This window comes from Paracoccus sp. SMMA_5_TC, assembly GCF_009696685.2.
GTDB lineage: Bacteria > Pseudomonadota > Alphaproteobacteria > Rhodobacterales > Rhodobacteraceae > Paracoccus.
The window spans coordinates 163595-180240 of the sequence record NZ_CP102356.1; the positions used below are offsets into that span (position 1 = coordinate 163595).

Here is a 16646-nt window from a genome sequence, read left to right on the forward strand (position 1 = left end):
GGTGAATTTCGCCATGATCGAACTGGATGCCATCGACCAGCGGATTCTGGCCTGTCTTGAGGCCGAGGGCCGGATGCCCATCCTGGAGCTGGCCGAACGTGTCGGCCTGTCGCCGACGCCCTGCGGGCGCCGGGTCAAGCGGCTGGAGGAATCGGGTGTCATCACCGGCTATGGTGCGCGGGTCGACGCGCGCGCGCTGGGGCTGAATGTCAGCGTGCTGATCGCGGTGCGGCTGGCGCGCGGCGGACCCGATGCCAATGCGGTTTTCCTGCGCGGATTGCGCGGACGCCCGGAAGTGGTCGAGTGTTTCCTGGTGACCGGCAACAACATCGACTACATGCTGCGCGTTCAGGTGCGCGACATCGACGCCTTGGGCCGCTTCATCCGCGATGTCTTGCAGGCGATCCCGGCGGTGGCCGAAACCTCGACCATGGTGATCTTGAAACAGGGGCTGGACTAGGGTCCGCGTCCTTGTATCCGTGCGCCAAGTGGTCCAGAACCTTGCGCCAGCGCCCGGAGGCAGACCATGAACGCATTGAAACGGATCGGCATCGACACCTACATGCTGCTGCTGCTGGGCATGGTGGCGCTTGGGCTGCTGTTGCCCGCCCGCGGCGATGCGGCGGTGGTCTTGCGCGACGTCACCTGGTGGGCAGTGGTGCTGCTGTTCTTTCTGTATGGCGCCAAGCTGGATTCGGCCTCGGTCAGGGCCGGGCTGATGAACTGGCGGCTGCAGGGGCTGACGCTGGCCGCGACCTATGTGCTGTTTCCGCTGCTGGGCCTGGGGCTGGCCGCGGTGTTCGGGGCGGTGCTGGGGCCCAAGCTGACGCTGGGCCTGCTGTTCCTGGCGGTGCTGCCGTCGACGGTGCAAAGCTCGATCGCCTTCACCTCGATCGCCCATGGCAATGTGCCGGCCGCGATCTGCGCCGCATCGCTGTCGAACCTGATCGGGGTGGTGCTGACACCGCTGCTGGTGGCGCAGGTTCTGCACCAGGACGGCGGCGGCGTCAGCCTGGAAGCGGTCGAGCGGATCGCACTGCAGATCCTGTTGCCATTCGTCCTGGGCCAGGTGCTGCGGCGCTGGATCGGCGGCTTTGTCCAGCGTCACAAGCTGCTGACCACGATCGTCGACCGCGGCTCGATCCTGCTGATCGTCTATTCGGCTTTCGGCGCGGGGACGGTGGCGGGGATCTGGTCGGCGATCCCGCCATCGGGGCTGGCGCTGTGCTTTCTGGTGGTGGCGGCGCTGCTGGCCCTGGCCATGGGGATCATGGCCGCCGCCGGCCGGGTCTTTCGCCTGCCGCCTGCGGATCAGGCGGTGCTGTTCTTTTGCGGTTCGACCAAAAGCCTGGCCAGCGGTCTGCCCATCGCCAGTGCCATCTTTCCGGCAGCCAGCGTTGGCGCGATCGTGCTGCCGGTGATGATCTATCACATGACCCAGCTGCTGGTCTGTTCGGTGGTGGCGCAGCGCCTGGCGCGCCGCGCCGGTGCCTGATCAGAAATCCCAGTCCTCGTCCTCGGTCGCGACGGCCTTGCCGATGACATAGGACGAACCCGAGCCGGAAAAGAAGTCGTGGTTTTCGCTGTCGGGCGACAGCGCGGCCATGATCGCGGGGTTGACCTCGCAGGCCTGCGGCGGGAACAGGGCCTCGTATCCCAGGTTCTGCAGCGCCTTGTTGGCGTTGTAATGCAGGAAGGCCTTGACATCCTCGGTCAGGCCGATGCCGTCGTAAAGCTCGGCGGTGTATTTCTGTTCGATGTCGTAAAGATCGAAGATCAGCGCAAAGGCGAAATCCTTCAGTTCCTGCCGGCGGGTTTCGTCCAGTTTTTCCAGCGCGCGCTGATACTTGTAGCCGATGTAATAGCCATGCACCGCCTCGTCGCGGATGATCAGGCGGATGAGGTCGGCGGTGTTGGTCAGCTTGGCGCGGCTGGACCAGTACATCGGCAGGTAGAAGCCGGAATAGAACAGGAAGCTTTCCAGGAACACGCTGGCAATCTTGCGCTTCAGCGGATCCGATCCGGCCTTGTATTCACCCAGGATCAGCCGCGCCTTGGCCTGCAGATGCGGGTTTTCCTCGGCCCAGCGAAAGGCCGCGTCAACCTCGGGCGTGAGGCACAGCGTCGAGAAGATCGAGGAATAGCTGCGCGCATGCACCGCCTCCATGAAGGCGATGTTGGACAGCACCGCCTCTTCGTGCGGGGTCTGGGCGTCGGGCATCATCGAGGGCGCGCCGATCGTGTTCTGGATCGTGTCGAGCAGCGTCAGACCGGTGAATACCCGGATGGTCAGCTCGCGTTCGGCCGGGCGCAGCGTCGCCCAGCTTTGCACGTCGTTCGACAGCGGCACCTTTTCGGGCAGCCAGAAATTCACCGTCAGCCGGTTCCAGACCTCGAGATCCTTTTCATCCTCGAGCCGGTTCCAGTTGATGGCCCGCTGCGGGGCGTGGCTCACGTGATCCTTCATCGTCGTTCTTTCCTGTCCAAATCCGTTTCAGGCGCGCGCAATGCGCGCGCCCGCGATCACAGCGTGCAGCTGACGCACCCCTGCACCTCGGTCCCCTCCAGGGCTGTCTGGCGCAGACGGATGTAATAGATGGTCTTGATGCCCTTTTTCCAGGCATGGATCTGGGCGCGGTTGATGTCGCGGGTCGTGGCCTCGGCGGGAAAGAACAGCGTCAGCGACAGGCCCTGGTCGACATGTTCGGTCGCCGCGGCATAGGTGTCGATGATCGCCTCGGGGCCGATCTCATAGGCATCGCGGTAATAGTCGAGGTTCTCGTTCGTCATGAAGGGCGCGGGGTAATAGACGCGGCCGATCTTGCCTTCCTTGCGGATCTCGATCTTGGCGACGATCGGGTGGATCGAGCTGGTCGAGTTGTTGATGTAGCTGATCGATCCGGTCGGCGGCACCGCCTGCAGGTTGCGATTGTAAAGCCCGTGTTTCATCACCGAGGCCTTCAGGGCCGTCCAATCCTCGCGCGTGGGCAGCGCGATCCCCTCGAACACGCGGGCGACATCGGGCAGCGTCGGCAGCCAGTCGCGGTCGGTGTATTTGTCGAAGAAACTGCCATCGGCGTATTTCGATTTCTCGAAATCGCGGAACACACGGCCCTTTTCCTGCGCCAGCAGGTTCGAGGCGCGGATGGCGTGATAGGCGACGGCAGCGAAATAGACCGATGTGAATTCGATGCCCTCGGGGCTGCCGTAATGAATCCGCTCGCGGGCCAGAAACCCGTGCAGGTTCATCTGGCCAAGGCCGACGGCATGGGCTTCGTCGTTGCCGCGCCGGATCGAGGGCACGGAATCGATGGCAGACATTTCCGAAACGGCCGTCAAGGCGCGGATGGCATATTCCACCGTCTTGCCGAAATCGGGACCGTCCATGGTTGCAGCGATGTTCAGCGAGCCCAGATTGCAGGAAATGTCGGTGCCCAGATGGGCATAGGACAGATCCTCGTTATAGCTGCTGGCCTCGTTCACCTGCAGGATTTCCGAACACAGGTTCGACATGCTGATGCGGCCATGCACGGGATTGGCACGGTTCACCGTGTCCTCGAACATGATATAGGGATAGCCGCTTTCGAACTGGATTTCCGCCAGGGTCTGGAAAAAGGCGCGGGCGTTGATCTTTTTCTTCTTGATGCGCTTGTCATCGACCATCTCGGCGTATTTTTCGCTGACCGAGATTTCCGAAAACGGCACACCATAGACGCGTTCGACGTCATGGGGCGAAAACAGATACATGTCCTCGTTGCGCTTGGCCAGTTCGAAGGTGACATCGGGGATGACCACGCCCAGGCTCAGCGTCTTGATGCGGATCTTTTCGTCGGCGTTTTCGCGCTTGGTGTCCAGAAAACGCATGATGTCGGGGTGATGCGCGTTCAGATAGACCGCGCCGGCACCCTGGCGTGCGCCCAGCTGGTTGGCATAGCTGAAACTGTCCTCGAGAAGCTTCATCACCGGGATGACGCCGCTGGACTGGTTTTCGATCCCCTTGATCGGAGCGCCGGCCTCGCGCAGGTTGGTCAGCATCAGGGCGACGCCGCCGCCGCGCTTTGACAATTGCAGCGCCGAATTGATGCTGCGGCCGATCGATTCCATGTTGTCCTCGACCCGCAGCAGGAAACAGGAAATCAGCTCGCCCCGCGATTTCTTTCCGGCATTGAGGAATGTGGGGGTGGCAGGCTGGAACCGGCCCGACAGCATTTCTTCCATGAAATGCATGGCAAGCGCCTCGTCCCCGCGCGCGAGCGTCAAGGCCACCATCACCACCCGGTCCTCATAGCGTTCGAGATAGCGCTGGCCGTCGCGGGTTTTCAGCGTGTAGCTGGTGTAATACTTGAACGCGCCCAGGAAGGTCGGAAATCGGAACTTGCGCGCATAGGCCGCATCCCAGATCGCGCGGTGGAAATTGCGCGAATACTGGTCGAGCACCTCGGCCTCGTAATAGCCTTCGTCGACCAGGTAACGCAGCTTTTCATCCAGATTGTGGAAAAAGACCGTGTTCTGGTTCACATGCTGCAGGAAATACTGATGCGCCGCCTTGCGATCCGCCTCGAAGCGGATCTTGCCGTCGCTGTCGTAAAGGTTCAGCATCGCGTTCAGCGCGTGATAGTCCAGCTCGGCCTTTACGCCATTGTCAAGCATGTCGTCCCCCAGAATCTGTGCAACCCGTCGCGGATACGGGCAATGTCGTTGTCGTCGCCCGCCAGCTCGAATCGATACAGAACGGGGACGTTGCATTTAGCAGAAATGACCTTGGCCGACAGGGCAAAGGTCGGGCCGAAATTGCGGTTGCCGCTGCCGATGACGCCGCGCAACATTGCCCGGCGCGCGGGATCGTTCAGAAAGCGGATCACCTGCTTCGGGACAGCGCCACGACCTTCGCCATCGGCATAGGTCGGGCAGATCAGCACGAAGGGGCCACAGGCCGGGGGCATGGCATCTGCCGGCGAGATGGGGATGCGGCCGGCTGGCAGGCCAAGCCGCGCCACGAAACGCGCCGTGTTCCCCGATCCCGAAGAATAATAGATCAGCCCGCCCATGGCCCGCAGGTCAGGACAGCCGGCCGATCATGTCGGGCCGGAAGCCGGCCCAATGCGCTTCGCCGGCGATGACGACCGGGGCCTGGCGATAGCCCATCGAGGTGACCAGTTCCATTGCCGCCGCGTCCTCGGTCAGATCGACCAGCCGATACGCCAGGCCGCGCGCGTCCAGGGCGCGGGTGGTGGCGGTGCATTGCACGCAGGCGGGCTTGGAATAGACGGTGATGGTCACGGCTCGGCTCCTGTCTGGGCGGCGGCAAAGGGCAGCGGACCCGGCTGCGCCGTTTCCGCATGGCCCCGCGCCGCTGCACGGTTTGTGGTCTTTCATCGTCATGGCGGACGCCGAGGACGTCAGTTTGTCCCCCTGCCCGGACCAGCAGATCGCTGCCTTGCAGACAGTTGCACCGAACTGGCAAGCGATGCGGAACATCCGCCCCTCCTGCTGTGCCCGGACCTTGTCTTGCGGTGCCATGACCCGTTCAATAAGCCACGCGGCGTGCCGGTCGTCAATCCATATCTAGTGGAGATCGCAAGGTAAGTGTGGATATGTGGTATCTACGTAATGGCTTCAAACACTTGCAGATTGTAGCGCGCCCTATGGATGCCACCTGGGCTGGTGGCGCAAGGCCAGCCATACAGATCAGCCCCGCAGCCCCCGCCAAAGGCTCAGTGCGGCATCCACCAGATCGCCCAGCCGCGCAAGCAGGTGTTCGCGTGCAATGCCGCCCTGTGTCCCGGAGGCATCAAGCCGTTGCAGCAGGCGCAGAATCCGGCGGCGGTGGATGCCGGTCCACAATTGCACGGGGTCGGCGATCAGCCCCGCGAATGTCGTCAGCAGCGATGCCAGCGCCGCCAGGACCAGCCCTGTCAGCACCAGTTCACCCATCGACAGCTGGGTGGGGAACAGCCCATACCACAGCCGGCCGGCCCAGTCGCCCAGCACGAAATCCTGGACCGCCTGGCTGCGCGCGCGAAATTCGGCGATGGGACCGGTCAGCGAGATGACCCCAGGCGTTGCGCGATGAAACAGCGCCAGCCCGGCCGCCAGCACCAGCAGCGATGTGGTGATCTCGGCCACGGCATTGCGGGTTTCGGCGTAATCGGCGATGGCGCGGTTGCGCGTGGCCTGCGGGGCGGCGGGGCCGATGCCCTGAGCCGCCAGATCGTCCAGCAGCAGGTGCATGTCCTGTTCGATCTGTCGGCTGACATCCGAGGTCAGAAAGACCCGGCGCCGCTGCACCCAGGCGGCCGCCTCCCTGGCCCCGGTCAAGCGCAGCAGCGCCGCGGCCAGCCGCGTCAGCAGGAACAGCGGCGACAGCATCACATTCACCGGCGCGCGCAAAAGGTCCCATCCCAGCGCCCGCCGATGCAGCGCCAGCGTGCCGCGCAAGCCGTAGCGGTCGCGCGCGAAGCGGTCGACCACGATTTCGCGGCGGGTCAGGGGGCGGGTATCGGCGGGCTGCAGCATGATGGGCCGGACTCTGGTGACGGCGGCAATCTAGACCGCAGGACGCCGCGTCTCAATGAAACTCATGCGCGGTTTGGTGCGGGCGGCTTGACTTTGCCAGGCGATGCGCATAGCAGGACCGCTTTGGCTCCGACATCCGGGCCGGCGGGCATGAGGGGCCCGGCCGCAAAGGGGAATGGTGCCGTCACCCGGATGCGCTGCATCCCCTTTCTGGCGAAGATGATGATTGAACACGAGATTGCCGCGCCTCTGGCCGCGGCGCTGGCGGCCAAGGGCTATGCCAGCCTGACTGCCGTGCAACAGGCCGTCCTGGCCGATGATGCCCAAGGCCGCGACCTGCTGGTTTCGGCCCAGACCGGTTCGGGCAAGACGGTGGCCTTCGGCATCGCCATGGCCCCGCAGATCCTTGAGGCCGTCGATCCGAGCGCGCCGTCGCAACCCCTGGCCCTGGCGATCGCGCCGACGCGTGAACTGGCCCTGCAGGTGGCGCGCGAACTGGGTTGGCTTTACGGTGAAACCGGCGCCCGCATAGCCACCTGCGTCGGTGGCATGGATTACCGCACCGAACGCCGGGCACTGGATCGCGGCGCCCATATCGTCGTGGGCACCCCCGGCCGGCTGCGCGATCATATCGAACGCGGCTCTCTGGACCTGAGCGCGCTGCGCGCCAGCGTGCTGGACGAGGCCGACGAGATGCTGGACCTGGGCTTTCGCGAGGATCTCGAATTCATCCTGGGTGCCGCCCCGCAGGGTCGCCGGACGCTGCTGTTTTCCGCCACCGTGCCGCCCGCAATCGAGGCGCTGGCCAAGGATTTCCAGCGCGACGCCCTGCGCATCCAGGCCCTGGGCGAGGCGCGCCAGCATGGCGATATCGAATACCGTGCCTTTTCGGTCATGCCGCGCGATTCCGAACACGCGATCTTCAATACGCTGCGCTATTACGAGGCCAGCCGTGCGATCATCTTTTGCAAGACGCGGGCGAATGTGAACCACCTGCTGGCCCGCATGAGCAATCGCGGCTTCAAGGTGGTGGCGCTGTCGGGCGAACTCAGCCAGCAGGAACGCAGCCATGCCCTGCAGGCGCTGCGCGACGGCCGGGCGCGGGTGTGCATTGCCACCGATGTCGCCGCGCGCGGCATCGATCTTCCGGGGCTGGAACTGGTGATCCACGCCGACCTGCCGACGAATCCGGAAACGCTGCTGCACCGCTCGGGCCGCACCGGCCGGGCCGGCGCCAAAGGCACCTCGGTGCTGATCGTGCCGTCCTCGGAATACAAGCGCGCGCAACGCCTGTTGCAGCGAGCAAAGCTGGTGGCCGAATGGGGCAAGGCCCCCTCGGCCGATGATGTGCAGGGCCGCGACGACCAACGGATGCTGGACCATCCCGGCCTGCACGAAGCGCCGGGCGAGGAGGCCGCGCTGGCCGCCGATCTGCTGCAACGCTTTGGCGCAGAACAGGTGGCCTCGGCCTTTGTGCGGCTGTGGCGCGAAGGTCGCCCCGCGCCCGAGGAACTCATGGAAAGCGCCGCCCCGACCCCGGCCGCGCCGCGTGAACGCGGTGAATTCGGGCCGGCGGTCTGGTTCCTGCTGTCGGTCGGCCATTCGGGCCGCGCCGAGGCGCGCTGGCTTCTGCCCAAGATCTGCGAAGCGGGCGCCATCACCCGCGATTCCATCGGTGCCATTCGCGTCAAGACCGAACAGACCTTCGTGCAGATCGCCGCGCCGGTCGCGGGCCAGTTCGGCGAGATGATCGAGCTTGAACCCGGCCTGACCATGCGCCGGATCGAGGGCGAGCCGCAGTTCGACGCGCCGCCCGCACGGCACCGCAAAGGCAGTGCCGAGCCTCGGCCGCAGGCTGTCGCCGCTGCGGCCGCGGCCAAACCCGCCCCCCGGCCACGCCGGCCGGCGCTGCTGGATCCGCAGGACCTGCCGCCGCCCGCTCGCGCGGCCGCGCCCGTGATCGAGCCGGAAAGCCCCGTCAAGAAACCGCGCTGGAGCACTGCCCAGAAAAAGGCGCACAAGCAGGCGACCGTGCCTGCCAGTGCCGCCGAGGGCAAGCCGGCTGGCAAGGCTGCCGCGCCGAACGCTTCTCGTGCCATTGGCTTCAAGTCGCATGGCGGTGCCCCGCGTAAACTTGGCGATGGCGCGGAGGCGCGGCCGAAACGGGCCGAGGGATTCAAGTCGCACCGCGCCGATGCCAAGCCCGCGTGGGCGGGCAAGGGCGGTGACAAGCCCTCGCGCGGGGCCGCCATCCGCCCCGGCAAGCCCAAGCGTTAGGATGCCGTGGCGATTGCCAGCCCGTCGATCACGGCGGTAAAGGCATCGCTGCGCAACAGCCGCGCCTGGGGACAGACCTCATGCGCGGCGCTGGCCACCATCTCCATCAGGCTCGAGCCGCCGACAAGGATGACATGGCCGATGTCGGCGGCGTCGACTCGGGCGAATTGCAGGGTCTGCGACATGGCATCCTGCAACTGTTGACGGTGTCCTGCCAGCGTTGCCGCCAGGGTCTCGTGCCCAAGCGAGGTTGCCAGCCCCGGTTCGATGAAATCCAGCGAGATATGGGCGATTTCACCGCCATTCGCCGCGATCTTGCCATGTTCCACCGCAAAGGCCAGATCATGGCCCAGTTCATCCCGCAGCACTGTGACCAGCCGGCGCAACTTGTGCGGATGGACGGCAAGCCGCGCCATGTCGGCCGCCATCCGACGCGGTTCGGGCGCGTAAAGGAACGGGATCCTGGCCCAGTTTGCCAGGTCGACGTAGATCCCGTTGGGCATGGGCAACAGCCCCGGCCCCATCTCGCGCCGCAACTCTCCGCCATGACCCAGCAGGGGCATCGCGTGGCTCAGGGACAAGAGCTGGTCGAAATCGGTGCCGCCCAGGCGGATGCCGTGATTGGCCAGGATCCGCACCCCGGTCCTGCCGCTGCGGATGACAGAGAAATCCGAGGTGCCGCCGCCGATGTCCACGATCAGCCCCAGGCTGTCGTCCGCGCCAAGACGGTGGCTGGCCAGGGCCGCGGCCTGCGGTTCGGGCAGGAAATCCACCTGGTCGAATCCGGCGGCCAGATAGCAGGCGCGCAGATCGGCTTCGGCGCGCAGATCGGCCTGTGGGTCGTTGCTATGGAAATGCACCGGCCGACCGGACAGCGCCCGGTGAAACCGCAGCCCGGTTGCCTGTTCGGCGCGTTGGCGCAATTCGGACAGAAAGGCTGCGATTACCTGCGCCAGGCTCCGGCGACGACCGGCGATCAGGCGCGTTTCATGCAGCAGCGCGGTGCCAAGGACGCTTTTCAAGGCCCGCATATAGCGCCCCTCGTGCCCCGCGATCAGGGCCTGGGTCGCCGCCCGGCCGATGCGCATGGCGCCGCCGTCGGCGGGAAAGAACACCGCCGTCGGCAAGGTGTCGGCATCTGCTTCCATGGCGATGCGTTGCACATGGCCGTCGCGCAGGATCGCCGCGGCTGAATTGGACGTGCCGAAATCGATTGCCAGAGCCTGCGGGGCCATGCGCGAGAACCTTGTTTGCAAAGGGCGCGCTGTTAGCGCCCTTTGCCCGGGCCCGCAAGGCCAGCCCTGGGCCTAGCCGCGGTTTTTCAGCCAGTGGTCGATCCCGGCCTGGGCTACGGCCTGGTCCTGGGCGGGCGTGCCCGAGGACACGCCTATGCCGCCGACCGCCTTGCCGTCGTGTTCAACCACAAGTCCGCCGCCCACCACCATCAACCGGCCGCCGATGGCCGACGCGATGCCATAGGCCGGGGCGCCCGGCTGGCTGGCGGCGCCGTATTCATGTGTGGCCTTGCGGGCACCGGCGGCGGTGAAAGCCTTGTCGATGGCAATGGTGATCGAGGTGATCTTGCCGCCATCCATCCGCGAAAACGCCAGCAGATGGCCGGTGTCGTCGGTAATGGCAATGCACATGGGCACGTTGATCTCGCGGGCATGGGCCTCGGCGCCCTCGATCAGGATGCGGGCGTCCTGTTGGTCCAGACGGGTTACGGTCAGCATGGTTTCCTCCGGTGTTGGGTGGCTGTGGTTGGTTGTGGTGCCGGGCAGGGCTCGGAAAGGCATGTCGGGATCGGGTGGTCGTCGAAAGTTCGGCTGTCGCTAGCGCCGGGCCTGGCGCCAATCGCCATAGAGGTCGCCGACCTCGGGCAGGCGCAGCGGATGATGTGCGATCGCCATGGATTGCTGCGCCAGCGGCAGGGCCAGTTCGCGATAGACAGCGGCGGTCGACAGGCCATGCGGCTCGGCCTCGTCGTTGCTATAGGCATAGCTGACCGCTGCGATGCCGGCCATGCGCATCGCCGCCAGGCACATCGGGCAGGGTTGGCCGCTGGCATAGACCCGGCACCCCGACAGATCGATGCTGCCCAGGGCCTGGGCCGCATTGCGCAGCGCCAACATCTCGGCATGGGCGGTGGGGTCGTTCAGCTCGGCCATGCGGTTCACGGCGGTGGCGATCACCCGGCCATCGCGCACGACCACCGCGCCAAAGGGGCGTCCGCCCGCCCGCGCGTTCTGATGCGCCAGCTGGATCGCCTGCGCCAGATAGGGCGTCGGATCGGCGCTGTCGGGCGGATGCTGCATCGGTTTTGAAATCCTGGGCAAGAACGCCAAGGCAGGCGACGCGCGCGGATGCGGGCTGCGGACCTTGGCCGTGTTGCGCGCAATCTAGCAACCGCAGGCCCGCAGGATAATCAACAATCGCCGGAAGCTGTTACGCATCGCGGCATAAAGTCTGGCGCCCAGTCATGTCCCCTGCGCAGTCCCGGTTTGCACCCAGACCCCTAGGTGCCGGCACGTGATTGTGACTAACTGTCGCATCGCAACTGCCCGAGGCGCATCATGATCCCGCTGTTCATCAACCTTGCTGTCTTTGTTCTGCTGCTGGTGCTGCTGGCGCGGCTGCACCAGCGGGGTGGCATGTCCCTGTCCATGCGGGCGCTTATCGGTCTGCTCATCGGCACCGTTTTCGGGATCGGATTGCAACTGGCCTATGGCAGCCAGTCGGAAGTGCTGAAAACCACCGTCAACTGGATCGGCATCGTCGGCAGCGGCTATGTGCAGCTGTTGCAGATGGTGGTGATGCCGCTGGTCTTTGCTGCCATCCTCAGCGCGGTGGCCCGGCTGCACGATGCCAGCGCATTGGGGCGGATTTCGGTGCTGACGCTGGGCACGCTGCTGATGACCACGGCGATCGCGGCGCTGGTCGGGGTGCTGATCGCCCTGGGCTTCGGTCTGAGCGCCGAGGGTCTTGCCCAGGGCGCGGCCGAAACCGCCCGGCTCAGCGCGCTGGAAACCAATTATGCGCCCAAGGTGGCGGATCTGACCGTGCCGCAGCTGCTGCTTTCATTCATTCCCAAGAATCCCTTCGCCGATCTGACCGGCGCAAATCCGACCTCGATCATCTCGGTGGTGATCTTTGCCGCCTTTCTGGGGGTGGCCGCGATCCGGCTGGTGCGGCGCGATGTCGAAAAGGGCCAGCAGCTTCTGGGGCTGATCGACATGCTGCAAGCCTGGATCAGCCAGCTGGTGCGGTTGATCATGGCGCTGACCCCCTATGGTGTCATGGCGCTGATGGCGCGGATGGCCGCCAGTTCCAACGCGGCCGACATCCTGAACCTGGGCAAGTTCGTCATCGCCTCTTACCTGGGGCTTGCCATCATGTTCGGGGTGCACGCGTTGCTGTTGACGCTGACCGGGGTGAATCCGCTGACCTTTTTCCGCAAGGTGATGCCGGCGCTGAGCTTTGCCTTTTCCAGCCGCTCCAGCGCAGCGACCATTCCCCTGAACGTCGAGGTCCAGACCCGTCGCCTGGGGGTGCCGCCGACCATCGCCTCGTTCGCGGCGTCGTTCGGGGCGACCATCGGGCAGAACGGCTGTGCGGGCCTGTATCCGGCGATGCTGGCGGTGATGGTGGCCCCGACCATGGGGATCGATCCGACCGATCCGGGCTGGATCATGACGCTGCTCGCCATTGTCACCCTGTCCTCGGCCGGGGTGGCGGGGGTGGGTGGCGGCGCCACCATGGCGGCGCTGATCGTGCTGCCCGCCATGGGCCTGCCGGTGACGCTGGTGGCGCTGCTGATTTCGGTCGAGCCGCTGATCGACATGGGGCGCACGGCGCTGAACGTGTCGGGCGCGATGACGGCGGGGACCGTCACTTCGCAGCTCATGGGCCAGACCGATCGGGCGATTCTGGACAGCGACGACGGCGAGTTGCAGAACGCCTGAAGCCTGTGCGCCGCGACCGTCGCGGATCAGCCAAAGGCCGTCCTGATCCGGTCGCGGTCGCAGCCATTGGCCAATAGCACGGCCAGCAGGATCCGCGCCTGCCCCGGCCGCAGCCAGCGGGCGTGAATCGCCCCGGCCGCGGCCATGTCGTGCCCGCCGCCGCCGCCGCCATAGATCGGCGCCATTTCACCCTCCGGCACCCGGCTGGAGATCACCACCGGCACGCCCCGTGCGCTTGCCCGCTGGATCGCTGCAACGATTTCCGGCGAGGCATTGCCGGACCCCAGCGCGGCGATCACCACCCCATCCGCGCCGCGATCCAGGCTGGCATCCAGATGCGCCGCGTCGCAGCCGGGGTGAATGGCGACGATATCCACCCGCGTCGCGCCGACATCGGCCGGCAGGCGAGGCAGGGCGGGTGCCGGCACCGGGCCCGCCAGCGCAAAGGCATCGGCAAGGTCGGTCGTCCGCTTGTAAAGACCCCAGCACGGCAGTTCGCGGCCGGCAAATGCCAGCCGCACGCCATCCTTCCCCGTCATCGCCATACGGACCGCGTCAGCGAGATTGACGATGCCGTCCGAGCGCGGGTGATCCGCGGCGAACTGCGCCCCGGTAAAGATCACCGGTTTCTGCGGTTGATGCTGCAATTGCACCAGCAGCGAGGTTTCCTCCATCGCGTCGGTCCCGTGCAGCACCACCACCCCGGCCACATCGGTATCGGACAGTTGCGCCGCAACGCTGGCACTGATGTGCTGCATGTCGGCCAGGGTCAGGGCCGACGAATCCTTTGCCAGAACCTCTTGCGGGCGCAGACGCACGCGCAGCGGCGGCAACAGGGCCAGCAGCTCCTCGCCGCCGAGCGCCGGGCTGGCAGCGCCATGGGCATCCTTGCGACTGGCGATGGTGCCGCCAGTGCCCAGCACCGCGATCAGGGGTGTGTCGTCATCGGTCATTCGGCGGCCATCATTCGAAAAATTCTGCAACAAGAACACAGCGCATTGATATTTCAGTCTTTGTTTGCAGCGGACTGATCGCTGATGATGCGCGACGTGGCGCGATCGACCTCGGCCAGGTGCAGCTGCATGGCGGCGCGGGCATCCTCGGCACGTCCCTCGACAATGGCCAGCGCGATGCGGCGATGCTCGATATCCGATTTCGGACGTCGATCCGCCAGCAGATTGACCAGTTGCGATTGCCGCATCATCGCCCCGCGCGAGCCGGTGACGAACTGGTGGAACAGGGTGTTGTTGGCCGCTTCCGCGATCAGGCAGTGGAAATCGGAATCCAGTTGCACCCAGCGTTGCGGATTTTCCTGGCGTTCCATCTGGTCGCAGAGCGCAAGCATGCGATTGGCTTGCGCGTCGGAACGCCGCAGCGCCGCCCAGCCAGCGGTCGGAATTTCGATATGTGGGCGGGCTTCGATCAGGTCGCGGGCGGGCATGTCGCCATAATCCAGCTGTGGCCCTTGGCGGTCCGAGATGACGAAGCTGCCGCTGCCGCTGCCGCTGCGGGTCAGCCCCAGCGTCTGCAACGACCGCATGGCCTCGCGAATGATGGGGCGGCTGACCGCGTAATGCTCGGCAAGCTTGGATTCCGAGGGCAGACGCGTCCCAACCGGCAGGCGTCCTGAAAGGATCGCGCTGCGCAAATCCTCGAAAACCGCCTCGGCCGCATTCTTGCGGCTGAACGGAATTCTGTCAGACAACCAATCAGTCAGTTCGCTCATTCCGGCACTGTTGCATCGGAATTGCCATCTGGCAAGAACGGATCAGTTCGGGAGCCGTGGGTCTGCTTTTGCGGAACCTGTGCGCACGGCCGCGGGTTGAAACGCAAAGCAGAAGGATTTGCAGAGATGACCGAACAACTTGACCTGTTCTGGGACCGTCTGGGTTCGATCAATGCCGGCATGCTGGGCACGGTCGATTCGCTCAAGTTCGTACCCATGTCCCACTACGCCGATCGCGATGAAGGCGCATTGTGGTTCATCACCGCACAAGGCGTGGATCTGGTGGACGAAATCCAATCCGGTCCCCGGAACGCCATTCATCTGATCGCAGACAGTTCGGGAAAGCTGTGGGCGCGGATCGAGGGCAGACTGGAACTTTCGCAAGATCAGGAAAAACTGGACGAAATCTGGAATGCCGTGGCTGCATCCTGGTTCGAGGGTGGTCAGCGCGATCCGGACGTGCGGTTGCTGCGTCTGGGACTTACCAGCGCCGAGGTCTGGGCGACCACGGGCGGGGTGGGTTTCCTTTATCAGTTGGCGAAGGCGCGCTTGACGGGTGAAAAGCCCGACATGGGCGATCACTTTCAGCTGAGGTTCTGAATACCCAGGCGTCGGGGCTATGCCAGGCGGCCCGAGCACCTATATTCGCCGCGATGCAGAAAATAACTGGATGACCGTGCCGACCCTTGACTGCCCCGGCTTTCGCGCCGGACCCATGCTGTTCTATCGTGGCCAAGGTGACGGGCATATCGCACTGTCTGCAATGGTTCTCACGGACGCGGACGCGACCGCGCCGGGACCTTTGCGGGCAGGCGAGCAAATTCTTGCCCCGTTGCCCCTGTTGCGGATCGCCGAGCTTCAGGCCTGGCGCTATGATTTCATCCTGCGGCCACAGGATCGCGGCTATGAGCTGGCGGGGCAGTTTCATCCCGTCGTGTCAGACCATCGCAACGATCTTCGCCTGGCTTTCGTCAGCTGCAACGGAGAGGAAAACGGCGATCTGGACCGCGATGCCGACGAACGCAACCTGATGTGGGCGCGGCTGTCGCAAGAGCATGCCCGACAGCCATTTGCCCTGCTGATCCAAGGGGGCGATCAGATCTATGCCGACGAGGCTACGCAGGATCACCCGCTTAGCGAAAACTGGCCCCACCACGCCCCGCAGGTTGGCGATCCCGCACAAATCGATGACCTGCGCCGGCATTTGCAGCGCCGTTTCGTGCAACGCTATCTGCATGTTCTGGAATCTACGGATTATGCCGCCTTGCTGGCGCAGGTGCCCAGCCTGTCGATCTGGGACGATCATGACATCTGCGACGGCTGGGGATCGCTTTCCGACGAGCTGACCGGCTCGACCGTAGGGCAGGTGCTGTTTGCCGTGGCGCGCGAAACCTGCTTGCTGTTTCAACACGGTGCGGTCGAAGCAGATATTCCGCAGCTGTTTCTGGACCCATCCGGCACCAGCCTGACGTGGAAACGCGAATTGCCCGGATTGACGATTGCCGCACCCGATCTGCGGTCGGAACGCAACCGGCATCGCATCATGGGCCAGGCCGGCTGGCAGGCGGTCGATGATCTGCGGCCGCAGGGGGCTCACCTGTTCCTGATTTCCAGCGTGCCGCTGCTGGGGCCGCGGCTGTCGCTGCTGGAACAGATCATGATGCTGATCCCGCGGATGCAGCATTACGAGGACGACCTGCGCGACCAATGGCAAAGTCGCGCCCACCGCACCGAATGGCAACGCATGTTGCGCCGGGTTCTGGCCTGGCGCCAGACCGCGCAGGTCACGGCGATTTCCGGTGAAATTCATCTGGCCACCCGGGCCGAGATGGGGCCGGCGGCGCAAAGGGTGCATCAACTGGTCGCCTCGGGCATATCGCATCGCGCGCCACCCCGCGCCTATGCCCGGATCCTGGGCATGTTTGCCGGACTGGGCGAAGCACCGTTGCCGGAACACCCCATCCGCATCCTGCCCTTGCCCGGCCAGCGTCACCGCTATGTGGCCGAACGCAACTTCCTGACCTTGCAACGCCAGCAAGGAAAATGGCAGGCGCGCTGGCATCTCGAGCACAGCGGCACAACCCCACCGCTGGACCTGTGATCGCACTCATGGCCGCTTGTGGGGAATTGCCTTGCAGGCCCAGTGTTTTAGACTGCCGCTGTTC

The 16646-nt window shown here is 65.1% G+C and carries 16 protein-coding genes; 6 read left to right on the plus strand and 10 right to left on the minus strand.

What is annotated here, in order from left to right:
• Window positions 1-13: 13 nt before the first annotated feature.
• Together GB880_RS14405 and GB880_RS14410 are read left to right on the plus strand one after the other, a co-directional pair.
• A complete protein-coding gene (locus GB880_RS14405; protein WP_154492683.1) occupies window positions 14-460 on the plus strand; it encodes an Lrp/AsnC family transcriptional regulator in 447 nt (148 codons plus the stop codon).
• A gap of 66 nt (window positions 461-526) precedes the next feature.
• A complete protein-coding gene (locus GB880_RS14410) occupies window positions 527-1495 on the plus strand; it encodes a bile acid:sodium symporter family protein (RefSeq protein WP_154492681.1) in 969 nt (322 codons plus the stop codon).
• Here GB880_RS14410 and nrdF read toward each other — a convergent pair whose 3' ends face one another.
• The 5 genes from nrdF to GB880_RS14435 all read right to left on the minus strand — a co-directional run bounded on the left by nrdF (window position 1496) and on the right by GB880_RS14435 (window position 6516).
• Window positions 1496-2467 carry a class 1b ribonucleoside-diphosphate reductase subunit beta gene (nrdF, locus tag GB880_RS14415; protein WP_154492679.1) on the minus strand — a complete coding sequence of 324 codons (972 nt, stop codon included), beginning with the start codon at window positions 2465-2467 and terminating at the stop codon, window positions 1496-1498.
• A 56-nt stretch (window positions 2468-2523) separates the two neighbouring features.
• Window positions 2524-4650, minus strand: coding sequence for a class 1b ribonucleoside-diphosphate reductase subunit alpha (gene nrdE / locus GB880_RS14420; protein WP_154492677.1), 2127 nt, complete (start codon window positions 4648-4650; stop codon window positions 2524-2526).
• On the minus strand, window positions 4632-5048 hold the full coding sequence (nrdI, locus tag GB880_RS14425) for a class Ib ribonucleoside-diphosphate reductase assembly flavoprotein NrdI (protein ID WP_154492675.1): 417 nt from the start codon (window positions 5046-5048) through the stop codon (window positions 4632-4634). Before nrdI ends, nrdE begins: the two co-directional genes overlap by 19 nt.
• Window positions 5049-5058: 10 nt before the next feature.
• The gene (gene nrdH / locus GB880_RS14430) at window positions 5059-5280 is read right to left on the minus strand and encodes a glutaredoxin-like protein NrdH (protein ID WP_263467385.1); all 222 of its coding nucleotides are present in this window, start codon (window positions 5278-5280) and stop codon (window positions 5059-5061) included.
• A 408-nt stretch (window positions 5281-5688) separates the two neighbouring features.
• Window positions 5689-6516, minus strand: a complete 828-nt coding sequence (locus GB880_RS14435; protein WP_154492673.1) for a DUF6635 family protein — start codon at window positions 6514-6516, stop codon at window positions 5689-5691.
• 222 nt (window positions 6517-6738) lie between these two features.
• Between GB880_RS14435 and GB880_RS14440 the strand changes: the two genes are divergently transcribed.
• Window positions 6739-8793, plus strand: coding sequence for a DEAD/DEAH box helicase (locus GB880_RS14440; RefSeq protein WP_263467423.1), 2055 nt, complete (start codon window positions 6739-6741; stop codon window positions 8791-8793).
• Here the strand turns inward: GB880_RS14440 and GB880_RS14445 are convergent.
• The 3 genes from GB880_RS14445 to GB880_RS14455 all read right to left on the minus strand — a co-directional run bounded on the left by GB880_RS14445 (window position 8790) and on the right by GB880_RS14455 (window position 11108).
• Window positions 8790-10028: an Hsp70 family protein gene (locus GB880_RS14445; RefSeq protein ID WP_154494005.1), complete on the minus strand. Its 1239-nt coding sequence runs from the start codon at window positions 10026-10028 to the stop codon at window positions 8790-8792. The genes GB880_RS14440 and GB880_RS14445 overlap by 4 nt on opposite strands.
• A gap of 72 nt (window positions 10029-10100) precedes the next feature.
• On the minus strand, window positions 10101-10526 hold the full coding sequence (locus GB880_RS14450; RefSeq protein ID WP_154494004.1) for a GlcG/HbpS family heme-binding protein: 426 nt from the start codon (window positions 10524-10526) through the stop codon (window positions 10101-10103).
• 99 nt (window positions 10527-10625) lie between these two features.
• Window positions 10626-11108 (minus strand): nucleoside deaminase, encoded by a 483-nt coding sequence (locus tag GB880_RS14455; protein ID WP_154494003.1) that lies wholly within the window; start codon window positions 11106-11108, stop codon window positions 10626-10628.
• Window positions 11109-11363: 255 nt separating this feature from the next.
• On the opposite strand from GB880_RS14455, the gene GB880_RS14460 reads away from it, so the two are divergent.
• Window positions 11364-12755, plus strand: a complete 1392-nt coding sequence (locus tag GB880_RS14460) for an L-cystine transporter (protein WP_263467424.1) — start codon at window positions 11364-11366, stop codon at window positions 12753-12755.
• A 26-nt stretch (window positions 12756-12781) separates the two neighbouring features.
• On the opposite strand, the gene GB880_RS14465 is transcribed toward GB880_RS14460, so the two are convergent.
• Window positions 12782-13708 (minus strand): asparaginase, encoded by a 927-nt coding sequence (locus GB880_RS14465; RefSeq protein ID WP_154494001.1) that lies wholly within the window; start codon window positions 13706-13708, stop codon window positions 12782-12784.
• A 53-nt stretch (window positions 13709-13761) separates the two neighbouring features.
• Window positions 13762-14481, minus strand: coding sequence for a FadR/GntR family transcriptional regulator (locus tag GB880_RS14470; RefSeq protein ID WP_263467386.1), 720 nt, complete (start codon window positions 14479-14481; stop codon window positions 13762-13764).
• Window positions 14482-14607: 126 nt separating this feature from the next.
• On the opposite strand from GB880_RS14470, the gene GB880_RS14475 reads away from it, so the two are divergent.
• The gene (locus tag GB880_RS14475; RefSeq protein ID WP_154493999.1) at window positions 14608-15081 is read left to right on the plus strand and encodes a pyridoxamine 5'-phosphate oxidase family protein; all 474 of its coding nucleotides are present in this window, start codon (window positions 14608-14610) and stop codon (window positions 15079-15081) included.
• 70 nt (window positions 15082-15151) lie between these two features.
• Window positions 15152-16582, plus strand: coding sequence for an alkaline phosphatase D family protein (locus GB880_RS14480; RefSeq protein ID WP_154493998.1), 1431 nt, complete (start codon window positions 15152-15154; stop codon window positions 16580-16582).
• The last annotated feature ends 64 nt before the right edge of the window (window positions 16583-16646 follow it).

What these genes read in the sequence shown, in the direction of transcription:
- GB880_RS14480 (WP_154493998.1), top strand. Translation starts at nt 15,152, where the DNA reads ATGACCGTGCCGACCCTTGACTGCCCCGGCTTTCGCGCCGGACCCATG.
- GB880_RS14445 (WP_154494005.1), bottom strand. Translation starts at nt 10,028, where the DNA reads ATGGCCCCGCAGGCTCTGGCAATCGATTTCGGCACGTCCAATTCAGCC.
- GB880_RS14470 (WP_263467386.1), bottom strand. Translation starts at nt 14,481, where the DNA reads ATGAGCGAACTGACTGATTGGTTGTCTGACAGAATTCCGTTCAGCCGC.
- GB880_RS14455 (WP_154494003.1), bottom strand. Translation starts at nt 11,108, where the DNA reads ATGCAGCATCCGCCCGACAGCGCCGATCCGACGCCCTATCTGGCGCAG.
- GB880_RS14475 (WP_154493999.1), top strand. Translation starts at nt 14,608, where the DNA reads ATGACCGAACAACTTGACCTGTTCTGGGACCGTCTGGGTTCGATCAAT.
- GB880_RS14410 (WP_154492681.1), top strand. Translation starts at nt 527, where the DNA reads ATGAACGCATTGAAACGGATCGGCATCGACACCTACATGCTGCTGCTG.
- nrdF (WP_154492679.1), bottom strand. Translation starts at nt 2,467, where the DNA reads ATGAAGGATCACGTGAGCCACGCCCCGCAGCGGGCCATCAACTGGAAC.
- GB880_RS14435 (WP_154492673.1), bottom strand. Translation starts at nt 6,516, where the DNA reads ATGCTGCAGCCCGCCGATACCCGCCCCCTGACCCGCCGCGAAATCGTG.
- nrdE (WP_154492677.1), bottom strand. Translation starts at nt 4,650, where the DNA reads ATGCTTGACAATGGCGTAAAGGCCGAGCTGGACTATCACGCGCTGAAC.
- GB880_RS14450 (WP_154494004.1), bottom strand. Translation starts at nt 10,526, where the DNA reads ATGCTGACCGTAACCCGTCTGGACCAACAGGACGCCCGCATCCTGATC.
- GB880_RS14440 (WP_263467423.1), top strand. Translation starts at nt 6,739, where the DNA reads ATGATTGAACACGAGATTGCCGCGCCTCTGGCCGCGGCGCTGGCGGCC.
- nrdI (WP_154492675.1), bottom strand. Translation starts at nt 5,048, where the DNA reads ATGGGCGGGCTGATCTATTATTCTTCGGGATCGGGGAACACGGCGCGT.
- GB880_RS14405 (WP_154492683.1), top strand. Translation starts at nt 14, where the DNA reads ATGATCGAACTGGATGCCATCGACCAGCGGATTCTGGCCTGTCTTGAG.
- GB880_RS14465 (WP_154494001.1), bottom strand. Translation starts at nt 13,708, where the DNA reads ATGACCGATGACGACACACCCCTGATCGCGGTGCTGGGCACTGGCGGC.